This is a genomic window from Halobacillus sp. Nhm2S1 (assembly GCF_019599545.1).
Lineage (GTDB): Bacteria > Bacillota > Bacilli > Bacillales > Halobacillaceae > Halobacillus.
Map to the genome: position 1 here is coordinate 295,144 of NZ_JAIEZV010000002.1, position 19,930 is coordinate 315,073.

Genomic DNA, 19,930 nt, shown 5'->3' on the forward strand with positions numbered 1-19,930 from the left:
TCTTCTTTATCAACTATAAGTGTTATAAAAACCCATAAAAGACTATGACCGCCATCAACACACTGATGATACTCATAATATACGTCCCGTTCCAGCGGAATCCGATGGTTAAACCACTTCTTTGTAAACAGTGACTGACAATAATATTAATCGCATTTAACGGACTCAAAACCGCGGATAATGACCAGGACATAATGAAAATAAGCGCCAGAAACTCTGGAGAGAATCCTATATTAATACCAGACACTTGACTGGCTAAAATCGGAATCACCACAATTTGGTGGACTCCGATCAGTGCAAAGAGCAGAACCACCATAAATATGACGAGGACAAAAAATAACAACGATTGTTCCGCATTCCACAATAAAAAGGATTGCAGGTAAGCGGAAAAAGCGGTATCTCTAATCGCTAAGCCGAATAAACCGGCACTTAAAAACAATGTGATTTCGTGGTTCATGACTGAGATTTTTTCAATGTATCCTTTAAACTCTTGCTGAAGCCTCCCCCACTTATGAAAGAGCATAGCCCATGCTATCGGGACGATCACAGCAATAAGGCTGACCAGCGTCAGCATAGAGATGTGCGTCACATATTCGAATAGGAGGAGACTGAAAATCATGCTGATAATCATGAAAAAAATCTTCCACAAATTTTTAAAATGAGCTTTTTCTTCCCTTTCCTCTTTCTCGCCTGCTTTTGCTCCTTTATCCCGCAGCTCCTTCCCAGGTCCCATCTTCTTCGACGAATGCCTGAACAGCAGGTTTCCGATCACCAACTGTATGAGAGCTGCCGTCAAACCAAGAGCGATATATTGATTGAATTGCCCTCCTACCTCATACAGGACGATGGCTACAGACGCGAAGTAAGGAGACCAGAGCATGGAAGAGGTAAATCCTATCAAGTAGGATTTACCAAGAATGACAGGGTTGATCTTAAGCTCTTCTACCATTTCGTGAACAATTTTCACAGAACCCATATTCAAAATAGGACTGATCAACGCCAGCGAACTGGAAAGGCCAAAAAAAGCTAGCCTCGGACGGTCTTCCCATTTTTCCAGGAAAAATTTAATAGAATGAAAGTACCCTCCCGCTCTTAGGGGGATGGAAAGCAGTGGAACAAGCAAAATCAAAGCCAAGAGAGGGAGGTTCTGTTGAATGCCTTCAAGACTTGTGATCACTGGCTGAGATTTGGTCATACCATTAATCACTAAAGCTAAGACGAACAAGGTCAACGTAACCACCTTCGCCATTCCCTTGACTGCCAGAACACTATAAAAATAAACCAGCAAACACAAAACAGACAATAAAACAAATAGGGGAGGGAAGGGAATAAAAAAGTAAAACAGGTATGTGCCGCACATGGCAAGGATCAAACTTGGTTTCCAAAAGCCGCTCCTCATCGGAAATCGTTATACTTCTTCCTTCATCTGCGAATAGGGCCATGCCGGCAATCCCTTAGATAAAGGCTTATCAGACCGATATCCAAGAACATAATCCGCCTGCATAACCGTGTGGATTTCCCTTGTACCTTCATAGATGACAGGCGCCTTCGAATTTCTCAAGAATCTTTCAACCGGGTACTCATTGGAGTACCCATAAGCGCCGTGAATCTGAACGGCATCATTGGCAGCCTCATTGGCAAAATCACACGCCTGCCACTTGGCAAGGGATGTTTCCCTTGTGTTTCTCTTCCCTTGATTCTTCAACTCCCCTGCCTTAAATACAAGTAGCCGCGACATGTGGTACCCGGCTTCCATCTTTGCAATCATCTGCTTAACCAGCTGATGTTTGCCTATTTCTCTTCCAAACGTTTCCCTTTCATGGCAGTACTTGACACTTTCTTCCAAGCAGGCGAGGATTTGACCACAGGCACCGGCGGCTACTGTAAAGCGTCCATTATCCAGAGCCGACATCGCAATTTTGAAGCCTTCCCCCTCTTCTCCCAGCAGGTTTTCTTCAGGAACCTTCACCTGATCAAAGAACAGCTCCCCGGTATTCCCAGCACGGATTCCCAATTTCCCTTTGATGGCTTTCGATGTAAACCCAGGCATGGTTCTTTCCACGATAAAAGCAGAAATACCTTTATGTTCAGCACTTTTATCCGTGTAGGCAAAAACGAGGAAATAATCGGCATGATCACAAAGAGAGATCCACGTTTTCTGACCATTTAAAATATAATGATTCCCTTCTTTGACAGCGGTGGTCTTTAATGAAGCAACATCAGATCCCGCCCCAGGTTCTGTCAGACCGAAAGCCCCCACCTTCTCTCCTTTTGCCTGAGGAATGAGGTATTTTTGTTTTTGGGCTTCATTTCCCCATTGTAAAAGTGTCATGCTGTTTAACCCTGTATGAACAGAAACAGCTGTCCGGAAGGCCGTGTCCCCGCGCTCAAGCTCCTCGCAAACAATCGCAAGCGTATTATAATCCATCCCGCTCCCACCGTATTCCTCTGGAATGCAGACCCCCATTAAGTCAAGGTCCGCCAGCCGTTTCATAATAGAAGATTCAAAGTGGCCTCGTTCATCCCATTCCTGAATGTGTGGCTGAATCTCCCGATCTACGAATTTACGCACCACTTGCCTGACCATTTCCTGTTCTTGTGACAATTCAAAGTTCACCTTGCACCCCTCCAATTATTTTCTATCATTCTTTCAAATTTCCCGTTTCCATTCGGGTCTGTTATCCCACGGTATACGAAATGAATCTCACTCTTGAATCAACTCTTTATCTATCATCCCAAAACAAAAGCCAGCCATATCAAAGAAATCTTGATATAACTGGCTCCGATCTACGTCATTCCCTCAGGGGCATAGATTCTCAGTTATTTAAATTTCATAATCTTGTCATCAGCATCATCCACGGGTCATGAAAGAGTCCGTCTTTCTAGATGTGAATGTCTTTCTATTATATACTTTTTATAATTTTCTGTCTAATCAGACTTTTATACCTTTTATTCATCGACATCGATCGTAACGACTTCTCCATCCTCAACCGCTGCGATACGCAGAGCAGTGGAAAAACCTCCATTTTCTCCAATCTCCTCTATCGTGTACACTTGCTTTTCTTCCGGCAGGGCATCGAGGCCGTCCTGCATATGAGAACGGATGGCTTCAGGATCATCAACTGTGCCTGCAGCTTTCATCGCTTCCATAAAGGCATTCATAGCTACGTAGTGATAGCCAGCTTCAGATCCAGGGTTTTCACCATACTTCTCCTTGTACTTTTCGATGAATTGATCGGTGCCTGGGTAATCAGAATGGATAAGAGGTGTGACACCAACAGATCCTTCCAGCTGTTCATAGGATCCGGTAACACTTTCCATTTCATCAAGCTTCGCCTGGTCCATAATGATGAACCCACCTTCAAATCCAAGCTCCCTGGCCTGCTTCGCCACTTTCGCTGTCGGTTCTGATGGTCCACCGATAAACAACACGTCCGGCTCTTCCTTCAAAGCATTGGTGACGAGGGTAAAGAAGTCGGTATCCTTGGAAAAATCGATGGAAGAGTTATAAACGACTTCCCCACCTTGTTCTTCCCAGTATGGTACGAGAGCTTCCGTCCAGTCTTTCCCATACTGAGATGCTGTAGGTAGCGCAGCTAATTTCGTCCCATGGTTTTCCATCGCATAGCTTGTGAATGGATCCAAATAACCGGCATAGCTTGGTGGGATACGAACCGTCAATGTGTTCCCTTCTTCTGTTACCGCTGGTTCACTCGTATAAGCGCCGATTAAGAAATTCTCCTGTTCATTGAACACCTGCATCGCCTTGATGCCTCCACTGTGAGGTGAAAAAATGATGGGTGTATCATTTTCCTGTAATAAACGTTTAGCATTGGCAGCCGTTTCATTCGGCAGATACTTGTCGTCCAAAGACACAAGGTTGTATTTATAGGTTTGTCCATCAATTTCAAACCCACCATTGTTGTTGATTTCTTCTACCGCCATCGTCAGTCCGTTTAACGTCCTTTCTCCGTAGTAAGCTGCCGGACCGCTTAAAGGCCCACTATAGCCGATATTTACCACTTCTTCGCCTTCTTCCACTTCGGGAGCTTCTGATTCCGTTTGATTTTCACCTTCACTGGAAGCTTGATTCGATGGGTTATCAATACAACCACTCATCACCAGTAATACAGACAGTACCATTAAAAAAGCCGACATTTTTATATAGTTCATTTTGGATCCTCCCATGGTTTGGTGTTTTCTTGTAAAACGTCCCCACACTCTTTAAGCACCAATATAAGCTTTCCGTACCGTATCATTCGCGAGCAGTTCATCCGATGATCCTTTGACAACAATGGACCCACTCTCATATACATAGCCTCTGTCCGCAATTTTTAAAGCGGCAAAGGCATTTTGTTCAGCCAGAAGAACCGTGGTTCCATCTTTATTAATCTTTTGAATGACTTCAAACATCTGCTCCACGATCAAGGGGGCAAGCCCTATGGAAGGTTCATCAAGGAGCATCAGCTTCGGCTTTGACATCAGGGCTCTTCCAATGGCAAGCATTTGCTGCTGCCCTCCACTTAAGGAACCCGCCGCATCATCTTTCTTTTCATATAGGATGGGAAACAGTTCAAAGGCTTCTTCCAAGGACCGGTTGACCTGCTTGCGCTTTCTCCTGTGTACATACCCTCCCATGATTAAATTTTCCTTGACGGTCATCTGGGGGAACAATTTCCGATCCTCGGCGCACTGCACAATGCCTGATTGCACGATCTTATCCGGAGCTTTTCCATGGATGGGTGAGCCTTCAAAGGTGATGGTTCCGGTACTCGGTTTTTGAAGACCACTGATGGCATTGAACGTTGTACTTTTCCCGGCACCATTGGACCCTAACAGGACGACCAGCTCCCCTTTTTCAACATGAATATCAATATTCTGGACAGCCGAAAACCCTCCGTACTTTACGGAAACGTTGGATAACTCAAGCACTCGCATCCCCTCCTAAGTACGCTTCAATGACAGCTGGATCATTCATGATTTGTTCCGACGTACCTTCGGCGATTTTCTCTCCGTAATTGAGAACCATGATCTTATCAGCAAGCTTCATGATCATCTTCATTTTGTGTTCAATCAGGCAGACCGTGATTTTTCTTTTGACCATCTTTTCCATCAAGTCCGCCAATCCCTCTGTTTCCCCTGGATTGATGCCTGCCGTTGGTTCATCAAGGAAAACGACCTCCGGGTCTGTGGCCAGAGCCAGAGCAAAAGCCACACGCTTCTTCTCTTCCTGTGTGATGCTACCTGCCTGCTGGTTCATCACATGCGTCAAATCAACGAAATCAAGCACTTCCATCGCCTTTTCCCGGCACTTTTTTTCTTCTTTTGCAAATCTTTTCGTCCGTAGAACCGCATCCCACAGATTCGATTTGGTCCGCAGGCGGTGGCCGACAATGACGTTATCTAGAACCGTGGATTGTTCAAACAAGTTCGTCGTCTGAAACGTTCGGGCCACCCCAAGTTTGGCGATGCGGTCAGGGGATAACTTGGTAATGTCTTTTCCTTTGTAGATAACCTGACCTGCTGATGGTGTATACGAGCCACTGAGGAGGTTGAAGAAAGTGGATTTTCCAGCGCCGTTCGGACCGATGATCGCATTGATTTTTCCCTCTTCAATGGTGAAATCCACCTCATTGACCGCAACATTCCCTCCAAATCTTTTCGTCAGTTTTTTGGTTTCAATGAGCACACTCATCCCTCCTTGACCTTTTTCTCAGCGTCTACGGTTTCGGATTCAAAATAGCGCTGTTCTTTCCTGGTCCGTTTCACTTTTTTAGCTGTATGTTTCATCCGCCAATCATAATAAGCACCAACAATGCCACGCGGGTAGAAAATGATCAGTAATGTGAGCAGTGGACCAAAAATGAGCATACGGTAATCCTGCAAAAATTGAAGGGACTGGGAAACAGCAACGATGAGGAACGTACCAACAATCGGCCCTGCAAGAGTGCCGATACCGCCGACTAACAAATAGGTTAGAAGGTCGAAAATGATGGTGATGTAGCCGATGTCAGGACCGATAAAGCGGATGAATGACGCATATAAGGCACCCGCTAAGCCTGCAAAGAAAGTGGAGAGGACAAAAACCAACAGTTTGTTTTTCATTGTGGAAATGCCGATGGTTTGAGCTAAATCTTCACTATTACGTATAGCGATGAACGTACGCCCTGTGAGAGAATGGACGATCCGGTACATGACAAGTACCGTGAAGATCAGGAAAAACAAGACAAGATAGTACTGGGACAGAGGGGTTTCAAAAGACAAGGGACCGATATTTGAAGGAACCGGAATGCCGATCAATCCCCGTACACCGCCCGTCAAGCCATCCCATTTATCAATAACAAGATAAATGATGTAACCGACACATAACGTGTAGATGGCAAAAAAGTGCTCCCTCGTCCTTAAAGCTACCAATCCCACAACCGCTCCGATCGCACTGGTAATTAAACAGGCGAGAACGAGTGCGAGCCAGTAGTTGATTTCAGTTTTGACGGTTAATAATCCTAAAGCATAGGCTCCGATTGCAAAAAAGCCAGCGTGTGCAAGAGAAAGGTATCCTGTATAACCAGCTAACAGGTTTAAGCCGTACACGGCGATCATCCATATAAAAGCAAGTGTTAGAATGTGAAGGAAGTAGGCATTCGGAAGAACAAATGGAAATAGGATGGCAACGGCCAGAGCACCAATCACCCATCCCCTGTTTTTCAGTAGTGAGCCCAATTAAAAATCCTCCCTCGAAAACAGTCCTTTTGGCTTAATGGATAGAATGACAACAAGAAGCAGGAAGGCGATGATATCTTTATAATCATTGGAAATATAAGTAGCTCCGAGGCTTTCTGTAAACCCAAGAATGTATCCGCCTAAAATAGCACCAGGGACACTGCCCATGCCTCCGAGAATAATGATAACGAAAGCTTTCAATATAACCAGGTGTCCCATCCCCGGAAATACGAGATTGATCGGTGCAGAAAGTGACGCGGCTATAGCAGCCAGTCCTCCGGAAATCATGAAGGTCAACATGGCTACTTTGTTCGTGTTAATGCCGACCAGGTGAGCTCCTTCCCGGTTCTGTGCCATCGCAATAATGGTGGATCCGATGTAAGTTTTCTTCAGGAACAAATACAGCAGGATCATGACGGCTATGGCTCCAATGTTTATGAGCACCCGTTGAGTTGTTGCGGTCATGCCGAAGATGTCAATGACCTGCCCGTAAGGAGTCTCCATCGTACGATAATCCGCCCCCCAGATCAGCTGGGCAAAAGCTTCCAAGAACAGCAGAATCCCAATGGCTGCGATCTTATCATGAATTGGTGGAGCATTCCGGAGCGGGTGGAAAACAAGCCTGTCCATCAACACACCAAGCAATCCGACAACTAAAACGGAGACGGCCATCGCAATCCAATAATGAACTCCCCAGAGGAGCATCATCGTCAGCGTAATGTACGCACCAAGCATATATAATGCGCCATGGGCAAAGTTAGGGATGTGCAAGATCCCGTAGACCAGGGTCAACCCAAGAGCAACTAAGCTGTAGACACTGCCGATCGTCAATCCGTTGAAAAGCTGCTGAGTTAAAATGTCCATTCAACTTCTCCTTTACCATCAATTTTGATGCGGTTGTGCCTTGGATCCTCTCCAAGGCACAGGTGTTCAGGTCTTCTGATCGGCATTCATTTTCTGCCTTTCTTCCTCCTGGAGCTTCCTCCACAGGATTTTCCCACTGTTGGTCATCGGGAACGCTTCGATGAACTCAACGATCCTCGGATACTTATACGCAGCCATTTTTTCTTTCGACCACGCAACAATCTCCTCTTCAGAGACTTCACCTTTGGCTTGGTCGTTCAGGATGACAAAGGCTTTGATGTTCTCTCCTTTTCTTGGATCTGGTACACCGACGACACACGCCTGCTGAACAGCCGGGTGGTCATATAAAGCGGACTCCACTTCTGTCGGCCAGACATTGTATCCGGAAGCATTGATCATCCGTTTCAATCGGTCGACGATGAAGAAATACCCTTCCTCATCAAAGCGGCCGATATCGCCCGTTCGGAAAAAAGATTTCCCGTCAATCTCGACAAAAGCACTCTCATTTTCGTCTGCTCGATTATAGTAGCCGATCATCACTTGCGGACCGTTCACGACAATTTCACCGATTTCATCGGTCCCCACTTCCTCCAGCGTGGCCGGATCAATGATCCTCGCATCCACATCAAAGGAAGGAATACCAAGACACTGCATCTTAGGACGATCTGGCGGATTGAAGTGTGTCTGTGCAATCGTTTCGGAAAGACCGTATCCTTCCACAAACTCAAGGCCGGTCAGTTGATAAAGCTTCTCGCCTAAGGCTTTTGGAAATGCCGCGCCCCCACCTGATATCGCATATAAAGAGCGTAAGTCTTCCGCTTTCACTTCAGGGTTTGCAAGAAAATCAACGAGCATGGTGCTGATCGTCACCCAATGGGTACACTGTTGATCACGAATCAACTGCCGTGCGGTTTCCCTGTCCCAGCGCGTCATAATGACAATCTTGTTCCCGCTGAAAAGGGGCATGTGCATACTGTGAACCATGCCGGTGACATGGAAATATGGCAGTGTTGCCAAAGATCTTGAATCCATCGTGGCCCGGGACCAGTAAAAAGCCCCGAGGATGTTGGCCTGCACCGTCCGGTTCGTATGCATGCAGCCTTTAGGCAGCCCTGTTGTACCTGAAGTGTATGGAAGCACAGCCAGATCATCGGCATGAATTTCAATCTCTTTTGGCCGGGCTTTTAACGCCAGTGCTTCTGACCATATGTGTACGGCATCATCTTCATAAACATTTCGTGGAGCAAAAACTTCAACCGGAAGCCGTTCTTCCTTCATCTTCCCTGTATAATCTGAATAGGCAGCCACAACAATGTTGCGTAAAGTCGTCGCTTCGACAAGAGGTTGTACAACATCCATCAGCTCCTGGCCGATGATGGCATGCTCAATGCCTCCATCTTTCACGTAGAATTTAAGTTCTTCTGTTTTTAACATCGGATTGATGGGAACGACCACAGCCCCTGCTCTTAAAATGGCATAATAACCAATGATGAACTGAGGAGAATTCTGCATGAGGAGCAGAACTTTATCTCCTTTCTCCACTTGCATATAAAGCTGCATGTAGCCGGCCAGTGCATCGACCTGCTCCAAAAGCTCCCGATAAGTCAATCCAGCGCCATAATAATAAATGGCTTCGTGTTCAGGGTACCGTGTGGCGGATACCCTCAGGTTGTCGTAAATAGATGTTTCCGGAACGGTTAAGGACTTCGTCAACTTCGGCCAAAATTCATAATGTTTCGTTCGCAAGAAGACCACTCCTTATTGATATTTTCTACATTTTTGTAAGCGTTATCATTTTATGGTTTACTTAATCAGCCAGCCGCCGTCCACCAGTAAATCAGAACCTGTCATATAGGAAGCTTCTTGAGAGGCAGCAAAACAGATGACGTTGGCTACTTCTCCCGGTCGGCCTACCCGGCCTAAGGCCGTATTTTTTTGAATCGCCTCCTCAAACCGCTTGTTCTTTAAGCCCTCTTCCGTCAAAGGAGTCTCAGCAAATCCCGGCGATACAGAATTCACGCGGATCCCGGAAACTGAGAATTCCAAAGCCAGTGCTTTGGTGAAATTAATTACCGCGGCTTTCGACGAGCTGTAATGAGGAATTTTTGCCCCGGCTTTGTGACCAGACAGGGAAGCCACATTTACGATGGCACGGTCCTTCTGTGTTTCCCCTTCCTTCATTAAGCGTCCAAGCGTTTTAGAGACAAGAAACACACTCTTCAGGTTCGTATCCTGGATGCGGTCCCACTCCTCTGCTTCCATATCAAGGATGGAAGATTTGCCGGATATGCCTGCATTGTTCACCAAAACATGCAGATCACCATACTCTTCTTCTACGAAACCGGCGAGCTGGTTCACCTGGTCTTCCTGAGTGACGTCCGCTTGATAAACCGTTGCGGCCGGTTCCTCTAAACCTTCATTAATCTGTGCGGCCACTCTTTCCAGTTTGCTTTTCGTCCTTCCGACAAGAATCACTTTCGCTCCTTCATCCGCAAGCTTCACAGCGGTTTGTTCACCGATTCCGCTTCCTGATCCTGTAACGACTGCAATGCTTTTCTCGAATCTCCCCACTTCATACACTCCTTTCTGCCGTTTCTGTTTCCAAATATGATTCTAAACACGCACGCAGCTCCCCGCTAAGCGGCTCACTCTGCTGTTTCTCATAATTGAAATGGACAATGACCGCCTCCGCCTGGGCGACCCGTTCATTTGTGCCTTCGACCAGGATATGGTGAGTGAAAGTAAAACTGCTGCGACCTATGTGTGAAATCCAGGAGGAAATGATCAAAGGGTTCCCAAAGTACGCCTGGCTCACAAAATCACATTTGGTTGATGCAATGATAAAACGTCCGACAGAATTCACATCTCCTGGCAGAACCTCACGAAAAAACTTCCCCCTCGCTTCTTCCAGGTAAATGAAATAGCTCGTATTATTGACATGCCCTGCCATATCTGTCTCGCAAAACCTGACTCTTAGACTGCTTTCATGTTTCATGCCATCTCCTCCATTCCAACCAGTCAGTATGTTATGAATAGAAAGCCTTTATTAGAAAAGGCTGGTGAGGTTCAATCTTTGGAGTTGATTCCATTCAAAATGATGTTCATATAAATGGAAGTGAGTTCTTCTGCTGAGACATCTCCCTCAGGATCAAACCAATAGTAACTCCAGTTCGTCATGCCCAGAATTCCTCTTGTCACCATATTAGGATCCAAATCGGTCTGGAACTCTCCATTCTCAATGCCTTCTTCAACCACCGCCTGGACATGAACACGGAACTGGTCTCTCTTTTGAGCAATCTGTTCCAAGTAATCGGGGCCAAGGTTCCGCATTTCCCTAAAGAATATCCTAGCACTTTTCTTCCGGTCTTTGATGCTGTGGATGACCATATAAATCATGGAACGAAGCTTTTCCTTGCTGTCTTTAGAATGGTCATTCAAAATCTCCCGCTGATTGTGAAGAAGAAACTCAATGAATTCCAAGTGGATATCAGTCAGCAGCTCCTGCTTGTTTTTAAAATAATAATAGAAGGTCCCTTTCGTTACTCCAAGTTCCTCTACGATTTCCTGGAGCGATGTTTCTGTAAATCCCTTTTTATCAAATAAATGAATACTCGTTTGGATGATTTCTTGTTTCATAGATACATGGTCCTCTCTTTTAAGGATGATATCCCATTATAACATCCCTAAAATCTCTGAAAGAGTCCGTAAGATCAGCCACGCTCAAGAATCATGGCAATCCCCTGACCACCGCCGATACAAGCCGTAATCAGAGCAAATCGGCCTTCCCGGATCTTCAGTTCATAGATGGCTTTGGTAGCAAGGATTGCACCCGTCGCCCCCAGCGGATGACCATGGGCGATGGCGCCTCCATTGACATTCACCTTCTCCATGTCCATTTCCAACTCTGCCTGACAGGCTAGCACTTGAGCGGCAAAGGCTTCGTTAATTTCAATCAGATCCATATCTTCAAGGGAAAGCCCTGACTGCTCCAGGACCTTACGTACAGCTGGTACGGGGCCGATTCCCATGATATTCGGATCAACACCTGCGACCGTACAGGCCACAACCTTCGCCAACGGTTCCACCCCGATGGCTTCCGCTTTTTCGCGTGACATCAGTATCAGTGCGGAGGCAGCATCATTTAACCCCGAACTGTTTGCCGCTGTCACCGTCCCATTTTCGAGAAAAGCAGGAGATAGTTTTGCCATCCCTTCCATCGTAGAAGAGGGCCGTGGATGTTCATCGGTTTTGAAAACGATCGGGTCTCCTTTTCTTACCGGGATTTTCAAAGGTACGATTTGTTCATCAAACCGCCCTTCTTCCATTGCCTGAGCCATTCTCTCCTGACTGTTTTGAGCGAAACGATCCTGTTCTTCTCTTGAGATCTGGTATTTTTCCGCTAAGTTTTCGGCTGTTATTCCCATAGGGGGATCTCCGATTTCTTTTGGTGAAAGCTGGGATTTTCTGAACTTAGGCGGTGCTGGACTGTAGGGGCGCTCTGCCCGGTCCATTAAATAAGGAGCCCGACTCATACTTTCTGTTCCCCCTGCTACATACACCTCTCCATTCCCTGCTTGAATCGCCTGAGCAGCTAAGTGGATGGCATTCAGCCCTGAACCGCATTGACGGTCTACCGTCAAACCAGGAAGCTTGAGGGAAAGCCCTGTCTCTAAGGCAGATAATCGCGCGACATTCCCCCCACCACTCAACACATTTCCAAAAATCACATCTTCAATCGCATCAGGTTCAATCCCCGCACGCTGAACCGCTTCTTTAATGACTTCAGATCCCAATACATGCGCTGGAACCCCCGCAAGCGTCCCGCCTTGTTTACCGATCGCTGTCCGGACAGCGGATACTATAACCGCATCTCTATGTGACATCCTTTCACTCCTTTTCTATGATTACGTGGCATGTGTGCCGCCATCGACGATGATCACATCACCTGTAATATGGTCGGAAGCCTTTGAACTTAAGAAAATGACGGCCCCCTTCAAATCATCTTCTCCCCCGAATTTACGTAAAGGAGTACCTTGAAGGAAAGCCTCTTCCCCTTGATCCATCAAAACCTTCGACATCTTCGTCGGGAAAAATCCAGGGGCAATTGCATTCACGCGTATGCCTCTCGGACCCCACTTTACAGCTAAGTCTTTTGTAAAGGTGAGTACCGCTCCTTTACTTGAATTGTAGCCAATGGTATCCATGTACTTTGGATCCGACCCCTTCATCCCAGCGACCGAAGAAATGTTGATGATCTTTCCTGAACCTTGCTCAAGCATGACTTTTCCTGCCATTTGAGACATGAGAAACGTTCCAGTGACGTTTACATTGAAAACTTTCTGCCAGGCCTCAAGAGGCATATCTTCTGCTGGGGCTCCCCATGTAGCGCCACTATTATTGACGAGAATGTCAATTCGTCCGAAATGCTCGACCGTCTGATCCACCACTTTCTGCATCGAGTCCGGATTTGTGACATCACATTCAAAAGCGAGAGAATCAACCCCGAGACTTTTCAGCTGTTCACTCACTTCCGCACAGGCCTCAAGCTTCCTTGAACACACCACCACATGAGCCCCGCATTCGGCAAGCCCTTCGGCAATCTGTTTACCAAGACCTCTTCCGCCTCCTGTAACAACCGCCACTTGATCTTCTAAACGAAAGAGATCTTTAGCGTGCATACATTCCGCTCCTCTCCGAGACTTTGGCCAGTTCATATTTCGCAATGGCCCGGCGGTGTACCTCATCGGGTCCGTCCGCTAAACGTAACGTTCTTATATTCGCCCACTTTGCAGCTAATCGTTGATCATCACTGACACCGGATGCTCCAAAAGCTTGTATGGCACGGTCAATCACTTTTAATGCCATATTCGGAGCGACCACTTTAATCATAGCAATTTCAGATTTTGCTTCTTTGTTGCCCACGGTATCCATCATATAAGCGGCTTTCAACGTGAGGAGGCGGGCCTGCTCAATTTCGATACGGGAATCAGCAATCCATTCGCGGATCACTCCCTGATCGGCGAGCTTTTTACCAAACGCCTGTCTGTCGTTGACCCTTGCACACATATCTTGAAGTGCCCGTTCCGCTGCCCCGATCGTCCGCATACAGTGATGAATACGCCCCGGTCCTAATCGCCCTTGAGCGATGGCGAATCCTTTCCCTTCATCCCAGATCAAGTTGGAAGCAGGTACACGAACATCCTTGAACTCAATTTCCGCATGTCCATGAGGGGCATGGTCATAGCCGAATACAGGCAGCAGCCGTTTAATGGTTACACCTTTTGAGTCCAAAGGTACGAGAATCATCGACTGCTGCTCATGTCTCGCTGCATCCGGATCATTTTTCCCCATGACGATGCTGATCTTACACCTTGGGTCTCCAGCCCCGGAAGACCACCACTTCGTCCCATTGATCACATACTCATCGCCTATCCTCGTAATACTCGTTTGGATATTCGTAGCATCGGAAGACGCGACATCGGGCTCTGTCATCGAAAAGCAGGAACGGATCTCCCCTTGAAGCAGCGGCTCGAGCCATTGCTTTTTTTGTTCTTCAGACCCATACCGGACGAGGACCTCCATGTTCCCTGTATCGGGCGCTGCACAATTGAAAACTTCTGGTGCAATGAACGATCGCCCCATGATTTCACACAAGGGGGCGTATTCCATGTTCGTAAGCCCTGCGCCATACTCACTGTCAGGAAGGAATAAATTCCATAGTCCCGCATCTTTCGCTTTGTTTTTCAACTCCTCCATAATCGGAGGGATGTCTGCAAAACGGTTCTGTGCATTCAATTGTTCTTCATACAAATCTTCATTCGGGTAGATATGCTCTTCCATGAACCTTGTCAATTGATCCTGCAGATCTTTCACTTTTTGAGAATGTTCAAAGTGCATAAGGTTCCTCCCTGTTTATGTAGCGATTCTTGTTTCTGTCTTCCGGAAAACCACTTGCCCTTTAATGACATCTTCTTCATTCTGGTTTTTGGCACGGACATTGAAAGTGATGGTTTCTTGATCTTTTCCTTCCACTTCCGCATGAAGAGTGATGACATCCTCCAGAAACACCATGCCTCGGAATCGGATCGAATAATTCTGGATAAAACCTTCTTCATAAAACGGGGTAAATAATTTGGCCAAGTTCCCCATCGTCCACATTCCATGAGCTATAACTCCAGGCAAACCTGCTTTTTCCGCCTCTTCGTCAATCGTATGAATAGGATTGTAGTCTCCGGAGGCACCTGCGTACTTGATCAAATCCAGTCTGGTTACAGGGGGCAACGTAACCGCTTTCAATTTATCGCCAGGCTGAACACCATACAAAGGACTCATACACGCATCCCCCTTCTTACCGCTTCCGTAATAATAACGACTTGTTCTTCAGAGAAAATCCGCTGCCCTTCCAGGTCTTCCCCGTAACGCTTCACTTTCAGAAACCCCATGTCGCCGCTTTTTCCACTTCTTTCGTAATAATCTTCCACTTCCGCATAGCATAGAATTTCTTCTCCAACGTATAGAGGACGTTCATAATGATAGTTTTGCTCCCCATGGATCAACCCTTTTTTAGGAAGATCCAGTCCCTCGATGACTCCATAATCGAAGACTCTAGGGAAAGTCGGTGGAGCCATATTACGGGAGTACGATACATCATCCATGAATATGGGATGAGGATCACCGATCGCTTCTGCAAACTTTTTCACGGCTCCCCGCTCGACCATGTTCTTCACTGTTTTTGATCTTTTTCCAATCGATTGTTCAAACATATAGCCGCTCCTTTATCGTCAATTTTTAGGACCACCTGCGACATAAATCACCTGACCATTTACAAAAGAAGAACGTTCATCTGCAAAAAATGCGACGGCATTGGCGATGTCTTCCGGCTTCCCACTCCTGCCGACAGGGATTTTATTGATGCTTGCCTGGACAAGGTCTTCGAATGATATGCCGATGCGTGCTGCCGTTTCTTTCGTCATTTCCGTTTCGATAAAGCCCGGTGCGACCGCATTGGCCGTGATTCCAAATTTCCCTAACTCGATCGCCAGCGTCTTGGTAAAGCCCTGCAGTCCTGCTTTCGCCGTGGCGTAATTCGCTTGACCACGGTTGCCTAAAGCAGATGTAGAAGAGATGTTAATGATACGCCCGTATTTATTCTCAACCATGATTCTCTGTGCAGCACGGGCGGCATTAAATGACCCCTTCAGATGAACATTCATGACGGTATCCCAGTCTTCATCCGTCATCTTGAACAGCATATTATCACGGATGACTCCTGCGTTGTTGACGAGAATATCCAAAGATCCAAATCGGTTGAAGGCCTCCTGCATAGCTGTATCCACTTGTTCATAATCGACGACATCCGCTACCTGACAGAAGACTTCATACCCTTTTTCCCTGAATTCTGATTCCACTTCCTTGAGGGCCTCTTCATTGACATCAATGATGCCGATTTTGGCTCCCTCCTCTGCCAAACTTAGTGCAATTCCTTTTCCTATTCCACGACTTCCGCCTGTTACAAAAGCGGATCGGTTTTCAAATCTACCACTCATTCCCATTCCTCCTCTTGTCCTAGCCGATTTTCACATGCCCTTTTAATAGATTACGAGAAATAATCAAGCGCTGAATTTCATCGGTTCCATCATAGATTCTCCAAAGTCTTGCCTCACGGTACCAGCGCTCGATCGGTAACTCTTTTGTATATCCCATGCCGCCGTGAATTTGCAGGACACGGTCGATGACATTATTGCCCATGTTCGCGCCGTACAACTTTGCCATGGATGCATAGTGGCGGTTATCTTCCCCATGATCGAGCGTGAAAGCAGCATTAAGAACAAGCCACTTCGCTGCTTCAATTTCCACGGCTGAATCAGCGATTTGCCACTGGATCGCTTGCCGTGTCGCAATTGGTTTACCAAAAGTCTCCCGTTCATTCGCATAATCAATCGCCATGTTCAACAACCTCTCGGCTGCTCCTACTGCACGGGCCCCGACAATCCAACGAGCAAAACCAATCCACTCAAGTCCTAAATCATATCCATGGTTGATTTCCCCAAGAATGTTTTCTTCAGGCACGCGGACATTATCAAAAATGAGAGCCGCAGGTCCCCATTCTCCCATGGTGTGGATGTATTCAGACTTCCATCCCATAGAACGATCAGCGATGAAACATGTCACTCCTTTTCTGCCATCCGAAGATTGATGAAGCTCTCTGTCAGTGATGGCAATGACCATCACAAAATCAGCCTCGTTTCCACCGGTGATGAAAGTTTTCTCTCCATTGAGCACCCAGTCATTGCCATCCTTGACTGCTGTCATTTTCAAGTTCCTCGTATCAGAACCAGCCCCAGGCTCTGTCATGGCAAAACACGATTTCTTTTCACCATTGATGGTTGGCAATAGGTATTTTTCCTTTTGTTCTTCATTTCCGTAATACAAAATATTGTCAGCAGACCCACCAAATTTGAAGGGGACAAAAGTACGGGCCACTTCCATTTGGACGATGGCAAGCATCATCTGCCCAAGATCCGCTCCGCCGTATTCTTCCGGTGTATTGATGCCCCAAAAGCCTGCGTCTTTCGCTTTCTGCTGAAGTTCTTCCATCTTTCCTTCAGGGAGACTCGGCCTTCCCTCCCTTTCATTACGCAAGACCTCATTTTCCAGAGGAATCAATTCTTTCTCAACGAATTTCCGAATGGTTTTTCTCACCATTTCCTGTTCATCGGTCAAACGCAAATGCATACAATCATCCTCATTTCTGTATGAAATCAACATACCTACCGGTTGGTATGTTTTATTTTATATTATTTTAAATATTCAAAAAATACAACACTTTTTGATAAATTATTGGATAATTTAAGGGAAATAAGAATTCTATAAGGAGGAGGCACTCGTCCGTTTCATTGGAAAAGATCGTATTAACTCCGTACCTAAACGGCTGTCACGTTGGTCCTTAAAGGAAATGAAGGGATCTTATATCAAAAATGATTTCATTTCTACTCAGCCACAATTTGATAAAATAATACAAAAGGAGGAATGGATACCCGTGGAACTCACCGCTCAGTTAGGAAAGGAAATTATTTTCCGTCTCTCGCAATATATCGACGTACCGATCAACCTCATGGACCCTACCGGAAAAATTGTCGCCAGCACCGATCCCGATCGCATTTACCAAACACACGGTGGAGCTCAACAGGTGATAAAAACATTGAAAGCCCAGCAAATTACAAGCAAAATGGTGAACCAATTTTCAAACACCAAGCCTGGAGTCAACCTTCCCATTTTTCATAAGGGCGAACTCGCAGGTGTCGTCGGTTTAACAGGAGATCCAGATCAAGTGTATCAAGCAGCAGGTATGACTCAAGGATCGGTTGAAATTGCGCTCGAACAACTCTATATCCAGAAGCAGAGTTTTTATCAGGAAAGACAATGGAACCATTGGTTTCATCGGCTCATTTCAGACGAAGAAACCGAAGACCTGGAGAAAGAAGCCCGCTATTCATTACGTGCAGACCTTAAGAAGGCATGGCAGGTTTATGTTTTCCAAACAAACGCACCCTTTGATTTCGTTGAGCGACTGCGCACACAGTCCGAACATCTGCAACTAAAACCGCTCTTCATTCTTCCTTTTCACGAGAATCTAGTGGTCATGCCTCTTCCATTTCAAGAGCAGATCCCGCCAATCAAAGCAGATGGACCTGCAGCTATTGGTGAGCCGGGGTATAGTGCTAAAGGTATTTATACATCCTTCAAACAAGCAGCGCAGACGATTGATATTGCAGGAAAAGCCGGAGAAATCATCCCCAGTGGGACAATTAAAGTCGAACGGCTTCTTTCAAGCATTACAAAGGAGACCTACATAGAAATCACAGAACCTTATGCCATTCGTCTGGATCGATTAGAAACACCCTATCTGGAAACGCTTCATACTTTTTTCAACAACGATTTGAAAATGAGTCGGACAGCTGATGAATTGCATGTCCATCGAAATACGCTTCATTACCGGCTCGATCAAGTCCATAAGAAAGTAGGACTGGATCCACGGAATTTCAAAGATGCTATTCTCCTGCAAATCATTTTAATCAACCGTTGATTTGTGCATTTGCACAAGAATACGCTTACATTTTTCTGATATTTTGTAGCTCTCATCAATTGTTATCGTTTCTCATTTCCTGTTGAATAGAAAGTAATCACATTAAAAAAGGAGGGTGAATGATGAAGGTTGTTTTTGCCCCTGATTCCTATAAAGGAAGTTTGTCTTCCATTCAGGTTGCAGAAGTCATGGAGAAAGCTTTTCATTCGGTCATTCCATCTGTGAATACAATAGTGAAGCCAATGGCTGACGGCGGAGAAGGGACGCTGGAGGTCTTTTCTGCATCTGTGAGCCATGAAAAAGTCTTCTTTTCTTGTAAAGGTCCTCTAGGAGAAAAAAGAGAAAGCTGGTATGTAAAATTAGAAGACCATCAGGCGGTAATCGAAGGAGCAGAAATTGCCGGTTTACCACTCGTCCCAACAAAAAAGCGCAATCCCGACCACACAACAAGCTATGGCATCGGGCAGGCCATCACGCATGCTTTGGATGAAGGGTGCACGAATATCATGGTAGCCATTGGTGGAAGCTCAACAAACGACGGCGGCTTGGGAATGTTACAGGCACTTGGTATGAAGACTTACGATGAAAGTGGCCGGGAGACAGGGATGTACGGAAAGGACCTTCATGCCGTAAAAAGAGTTGACGTTTCTGAACTGGATTCCCGCCTCAAAGACGTCACGATCCGTGTGGCTTCTGATGTAGACAACCCACTGACTGGTCCTCGAGGAGCAAGTCATATCTATGGACCACAAAAGGGAGCGACAGAGCAGCAAGTATATGCTTATGATCATGCGCTGGACCACTATGGAAAACTCATGGAAGAAGAACTTGCTAAAAACATCATGAACACACCTGGTGCCGGTGCAGCTGGTGGACTTGGATTTGCTTTTCTTACAATTGGTGCTCAGCTTGAATCGGGAGCTGGGTTGATTGGTGAAGCCATCCAGCTCAAAGAGTCCATCCGTGATGCTGACTATATCATTACTGGCGAAGGACAAAGCGATGAACAGACTCTTTATGGAAAAGCACCAGGGTATGTAGCGGAACTGGCAAATGAAAACCATACGCCCGTTATTCTCGTATCAGGGAGTTTAGGCGCAAATTATGGCGCTTTAAATGAGAGATTCACCAGCTGTTTTTCTATAGCTCCAGGACCTGTGTCATTGGAGGACTGCCTAAAAAACGCAGAAGAATATTTATATGAGACAACAAGACAAATCGCAAGGTTAATCACCAAACAATAAAAGGAGTGAGAAGTAT

At 46.1% G+C, this 19,930-nt stretch carries 20 protein-coding genes; 2 read left to right on the forward strand and 18 right to left on the reverse strand.

What is annotated here, in order from left to right; all coding sequences use genetic code 11:
• Positions 1–22: 22 nt before the first annotated feature.
• From K2225_RS08010 to K2225_RS08095, 18 genes are all read right to left on the reverse strand, one after another.
• On the reverse strand, positions 23–1,249 hold the full coding sequence (locus K2225_RS08010) for a hypothetical protein (protein ID WP_220584264.1): 1,227 nt from the start codon (positions 1,247–1,249) through the stop codon (positions 23–25).
• A 159-nt stretch (positions 1,250–1,408) separates the two neighbouring features.
• Complete coding sequence (locus tag K2225_RS08015) at positions 1,409–2,617, reverse strand: acyl-CoA dehydrogenase family protein (RefSeq protein ID WP_220584265.1); 1,209 nt, start codon at positions 2,615–2,617, stop codon at positions 1,409–1,411.
• A 332-nt stretch (positions 2,618–2,949) separates the two neighbouring features.
• Positions 2,950–4,173: an ABC transporter substrate-binding protein gene (locus K2225_RS08020; protein WP_220584266.1), complete on the reverse strand. Its 1,224-nt coding sequence runs from the start codon at positions 4,171–4,173 to the stop codon at positions 2,950–2,952.
• 51 nt (positions 4,174–4,224) lie between these two features.
• Entirely contained in the window at positions 4,225–4,932 is a 708-nt protein-coding gene (locus tag K2225_RS08025; protein WP_220584267.1) for an ABC transporter ATP-binding protein, read from the reverse strand.
• Positions 4,925–5,689, reverse strand: coding sequence for an ABC transporter ATP-binding protein (locus K2225_RS08030; protein WP_220584268.1), 765 nt, complete (start codon positions 5,687–5,689; stop codon positions 4,925–4,927). The genes K2225_RS08025 and K2225_RS08030 overlap by 8 nt, the downstream gene beginning before the upstream one ends.
• Positions 5,690–5,691: 2 nt before the next feature.
• On the reverse strand, positions 5,692–6,720 hold the full coding sequence (locus K2225_RS08035; RefSeq protein WP_220584269.1) for a branched-chain amino acid ABC transporter permease: 1,029 nt from the start codon (positions 6,718–6,720) through the stop codon (positions 5,692–5,694).
• Positions 6,721–7,584: a branched-chain amino acid ABC transporter permease gene (locus tag K2225_RS08040; RefSeq protein WP_220584270.1), complete on the reverse strand. Its 864-nt coding sequence runs from the start codon at positions 7,582–7,584 to the stop codon at positions 6,721–6,723.
• Between the two features lie 66 nt (positions 7,585–7,650).
• On the reverse strand, positions 7,651–9,330 hold the full coding sequence (locus K2225_RS08045) for a long-chain fatty acid--CoA ligase (RefSeq protein WP_220584271.1): 1,680 nt from the start codon (positions 9,328–9,330) through the stop codon (positions 7,651–7,653).
• Positions 9,331–9,387: 57 nt separating this feature from the next.
• A complete protein-coding gene (locus K2225_RS08050) occupies positions 9,388–10,155 on the reverse strand; it encodes an SDR family NAD(P)-dependent oxidoreductase (RefSeq protein ID WP_220584272.1) in 768 nt (255 codons plus the stop codon).
• 1 nt (position 10,156) lies between these two features.
• Positions 10,157–10,579 carry an acyl-CoA thioesterase gene (locus tag K2225_RS08055; protein ID WP_220584273.1) on the reverse strand — a complete coding sequence of 141 codons (423 nt, stop codon included), beginning with the start codon at positions 10,577–10,579 and terminating at the stop codon, positions 10,157–10,159.
• A 71-nt stretch (positions 10,580–10,650) separates the two neighbouring features.
• Positions 10,651–11,220: a TetR/AcrR family transcriptional regulator gene (locus K2225_RS08060; protein ID WP_220584274.1), complete on the reverse strand. Its 570-nt coding sequence runs from the start codon at positions 11,218–11,220 to the stop codon at positions 10,651–10,653.
• 74 nt (positions 11,221–11,294) lie between these two features.
• Positions 11,295–12,467 carry a thiolase family protein gene (locus tag K2225_RS08065; protein ID WP_220584275.1) on the reverse strand — a complete coding sequence of 391 codons (1,173 nt, stop codon included), beginning with the start codon at positions 12,465–12,467 and terminating at the stop codon, positions 11,295–11,297.
• Between the two features lie 21 nt (positions 12,468–12,488).
• The gene (locus tag K2225_RS08070) at positions 12,489–13,262 is read right to left on the reverse strand and encodes an SDR family oxidoreductase (protein ID WP_220584276.1); all 774 of its coding nucleotides are present in this window, start codon (positions 13,260–13,262) and stop codon (positions 12,489–12,491) included.
• Positions 13,252–14,481, reverse strand: a complete 1,230-nt coding sequence (locus tag K2225_RS08075) for an acyl-CoA dehydrogenase family protein (protein WP_220584277.1) — start codon at positions 14,479–14,481, stop codon at positions 13,252–13,254. The genes K2225_RS08070 and K2225_RS08075 overlap by 11 nt, the downstream gene beginning before the upstream one ends.
• Before the next feature lie 15 nt (positions 14,482–14,496).
• Positions 14,497–14,916 (reverse strand): MaoC/PaaZ C-terminal domain-containing protein, encoded by a 420-nt coding sequence (locus K2225_RS08080; RefSeq protein WP_220584278.1) that lies wholly within the window; start codon positions 14,914–14,916, stop codon positions 14,497–14,499.
• Positions 14,913–15,347 (reverse strand): MaoC family dehydratase N-terminal domain-containing protein, encoded by a 435-nt coding sequence (locus K2225_RS08085; protein WP_220584279.1) that lies wholly within the window; start codon positions 15,345–15,347, stop codon positions 14,913–14,915. Before K2225_RS08085 ends, K2225_RS08080 begins: the two co-directional genes overlap by 4 nt.
• Before the next feature lie 18 nt (positions 15,348–15,365).
• Positions 15,366–16,130, reverse strand: coding sequence for a 3-oxoacyl-ACP reductase FabG (gene fabG, locus K2225_RS08090; RefSeq protein WP_220584280.1), 765 nt, complete (start codon positions 16,128–16,130; stop codon positions 15,366–15,368).
• A gap of 19 nt (positions 16,131–16,149) precedes the next feature.
• Positions 16,150–17,319 (reverse strand): acyl-CoA dehydrogenase family protein, encoded by a 1,170-nt coding sequence (locus tag K2225_RS08095; protein WP_220584281.1) that lies wholly within the window; start codon positions 17,317–17,319, stop codon positions 16,150–16,152.
• Between the two features lie 304 nt (positions 17,320–17,623).
• Here K2225_RS08095 and K2225_RS08100 point away from each other — a divergent pair, with 304 nt between their 5' ends.
• Positions 17,624–18,670, forward strand: a complete 1,047-nt coding sequence (locus K2225_RS08100) for a CdaR family transcriptional regulator (protein WP_220584282.1) — start codon at positions 17,624–17,626, stop codon at positions 18,668–18,670.
• Between the two features lie 122 nt (positions 18,671–18,792).
• A complete protein-coding gene (locus K2225_RS08105; protein ID WP_220584283.1) occupies positions 18,793–19,914 on the forward strand; it encodes a glycerate kinase in 1,122 nt (373 codons plus the stop codon).
• Positions 19,915–19,930: the final 16 nt, after the last annotated feature.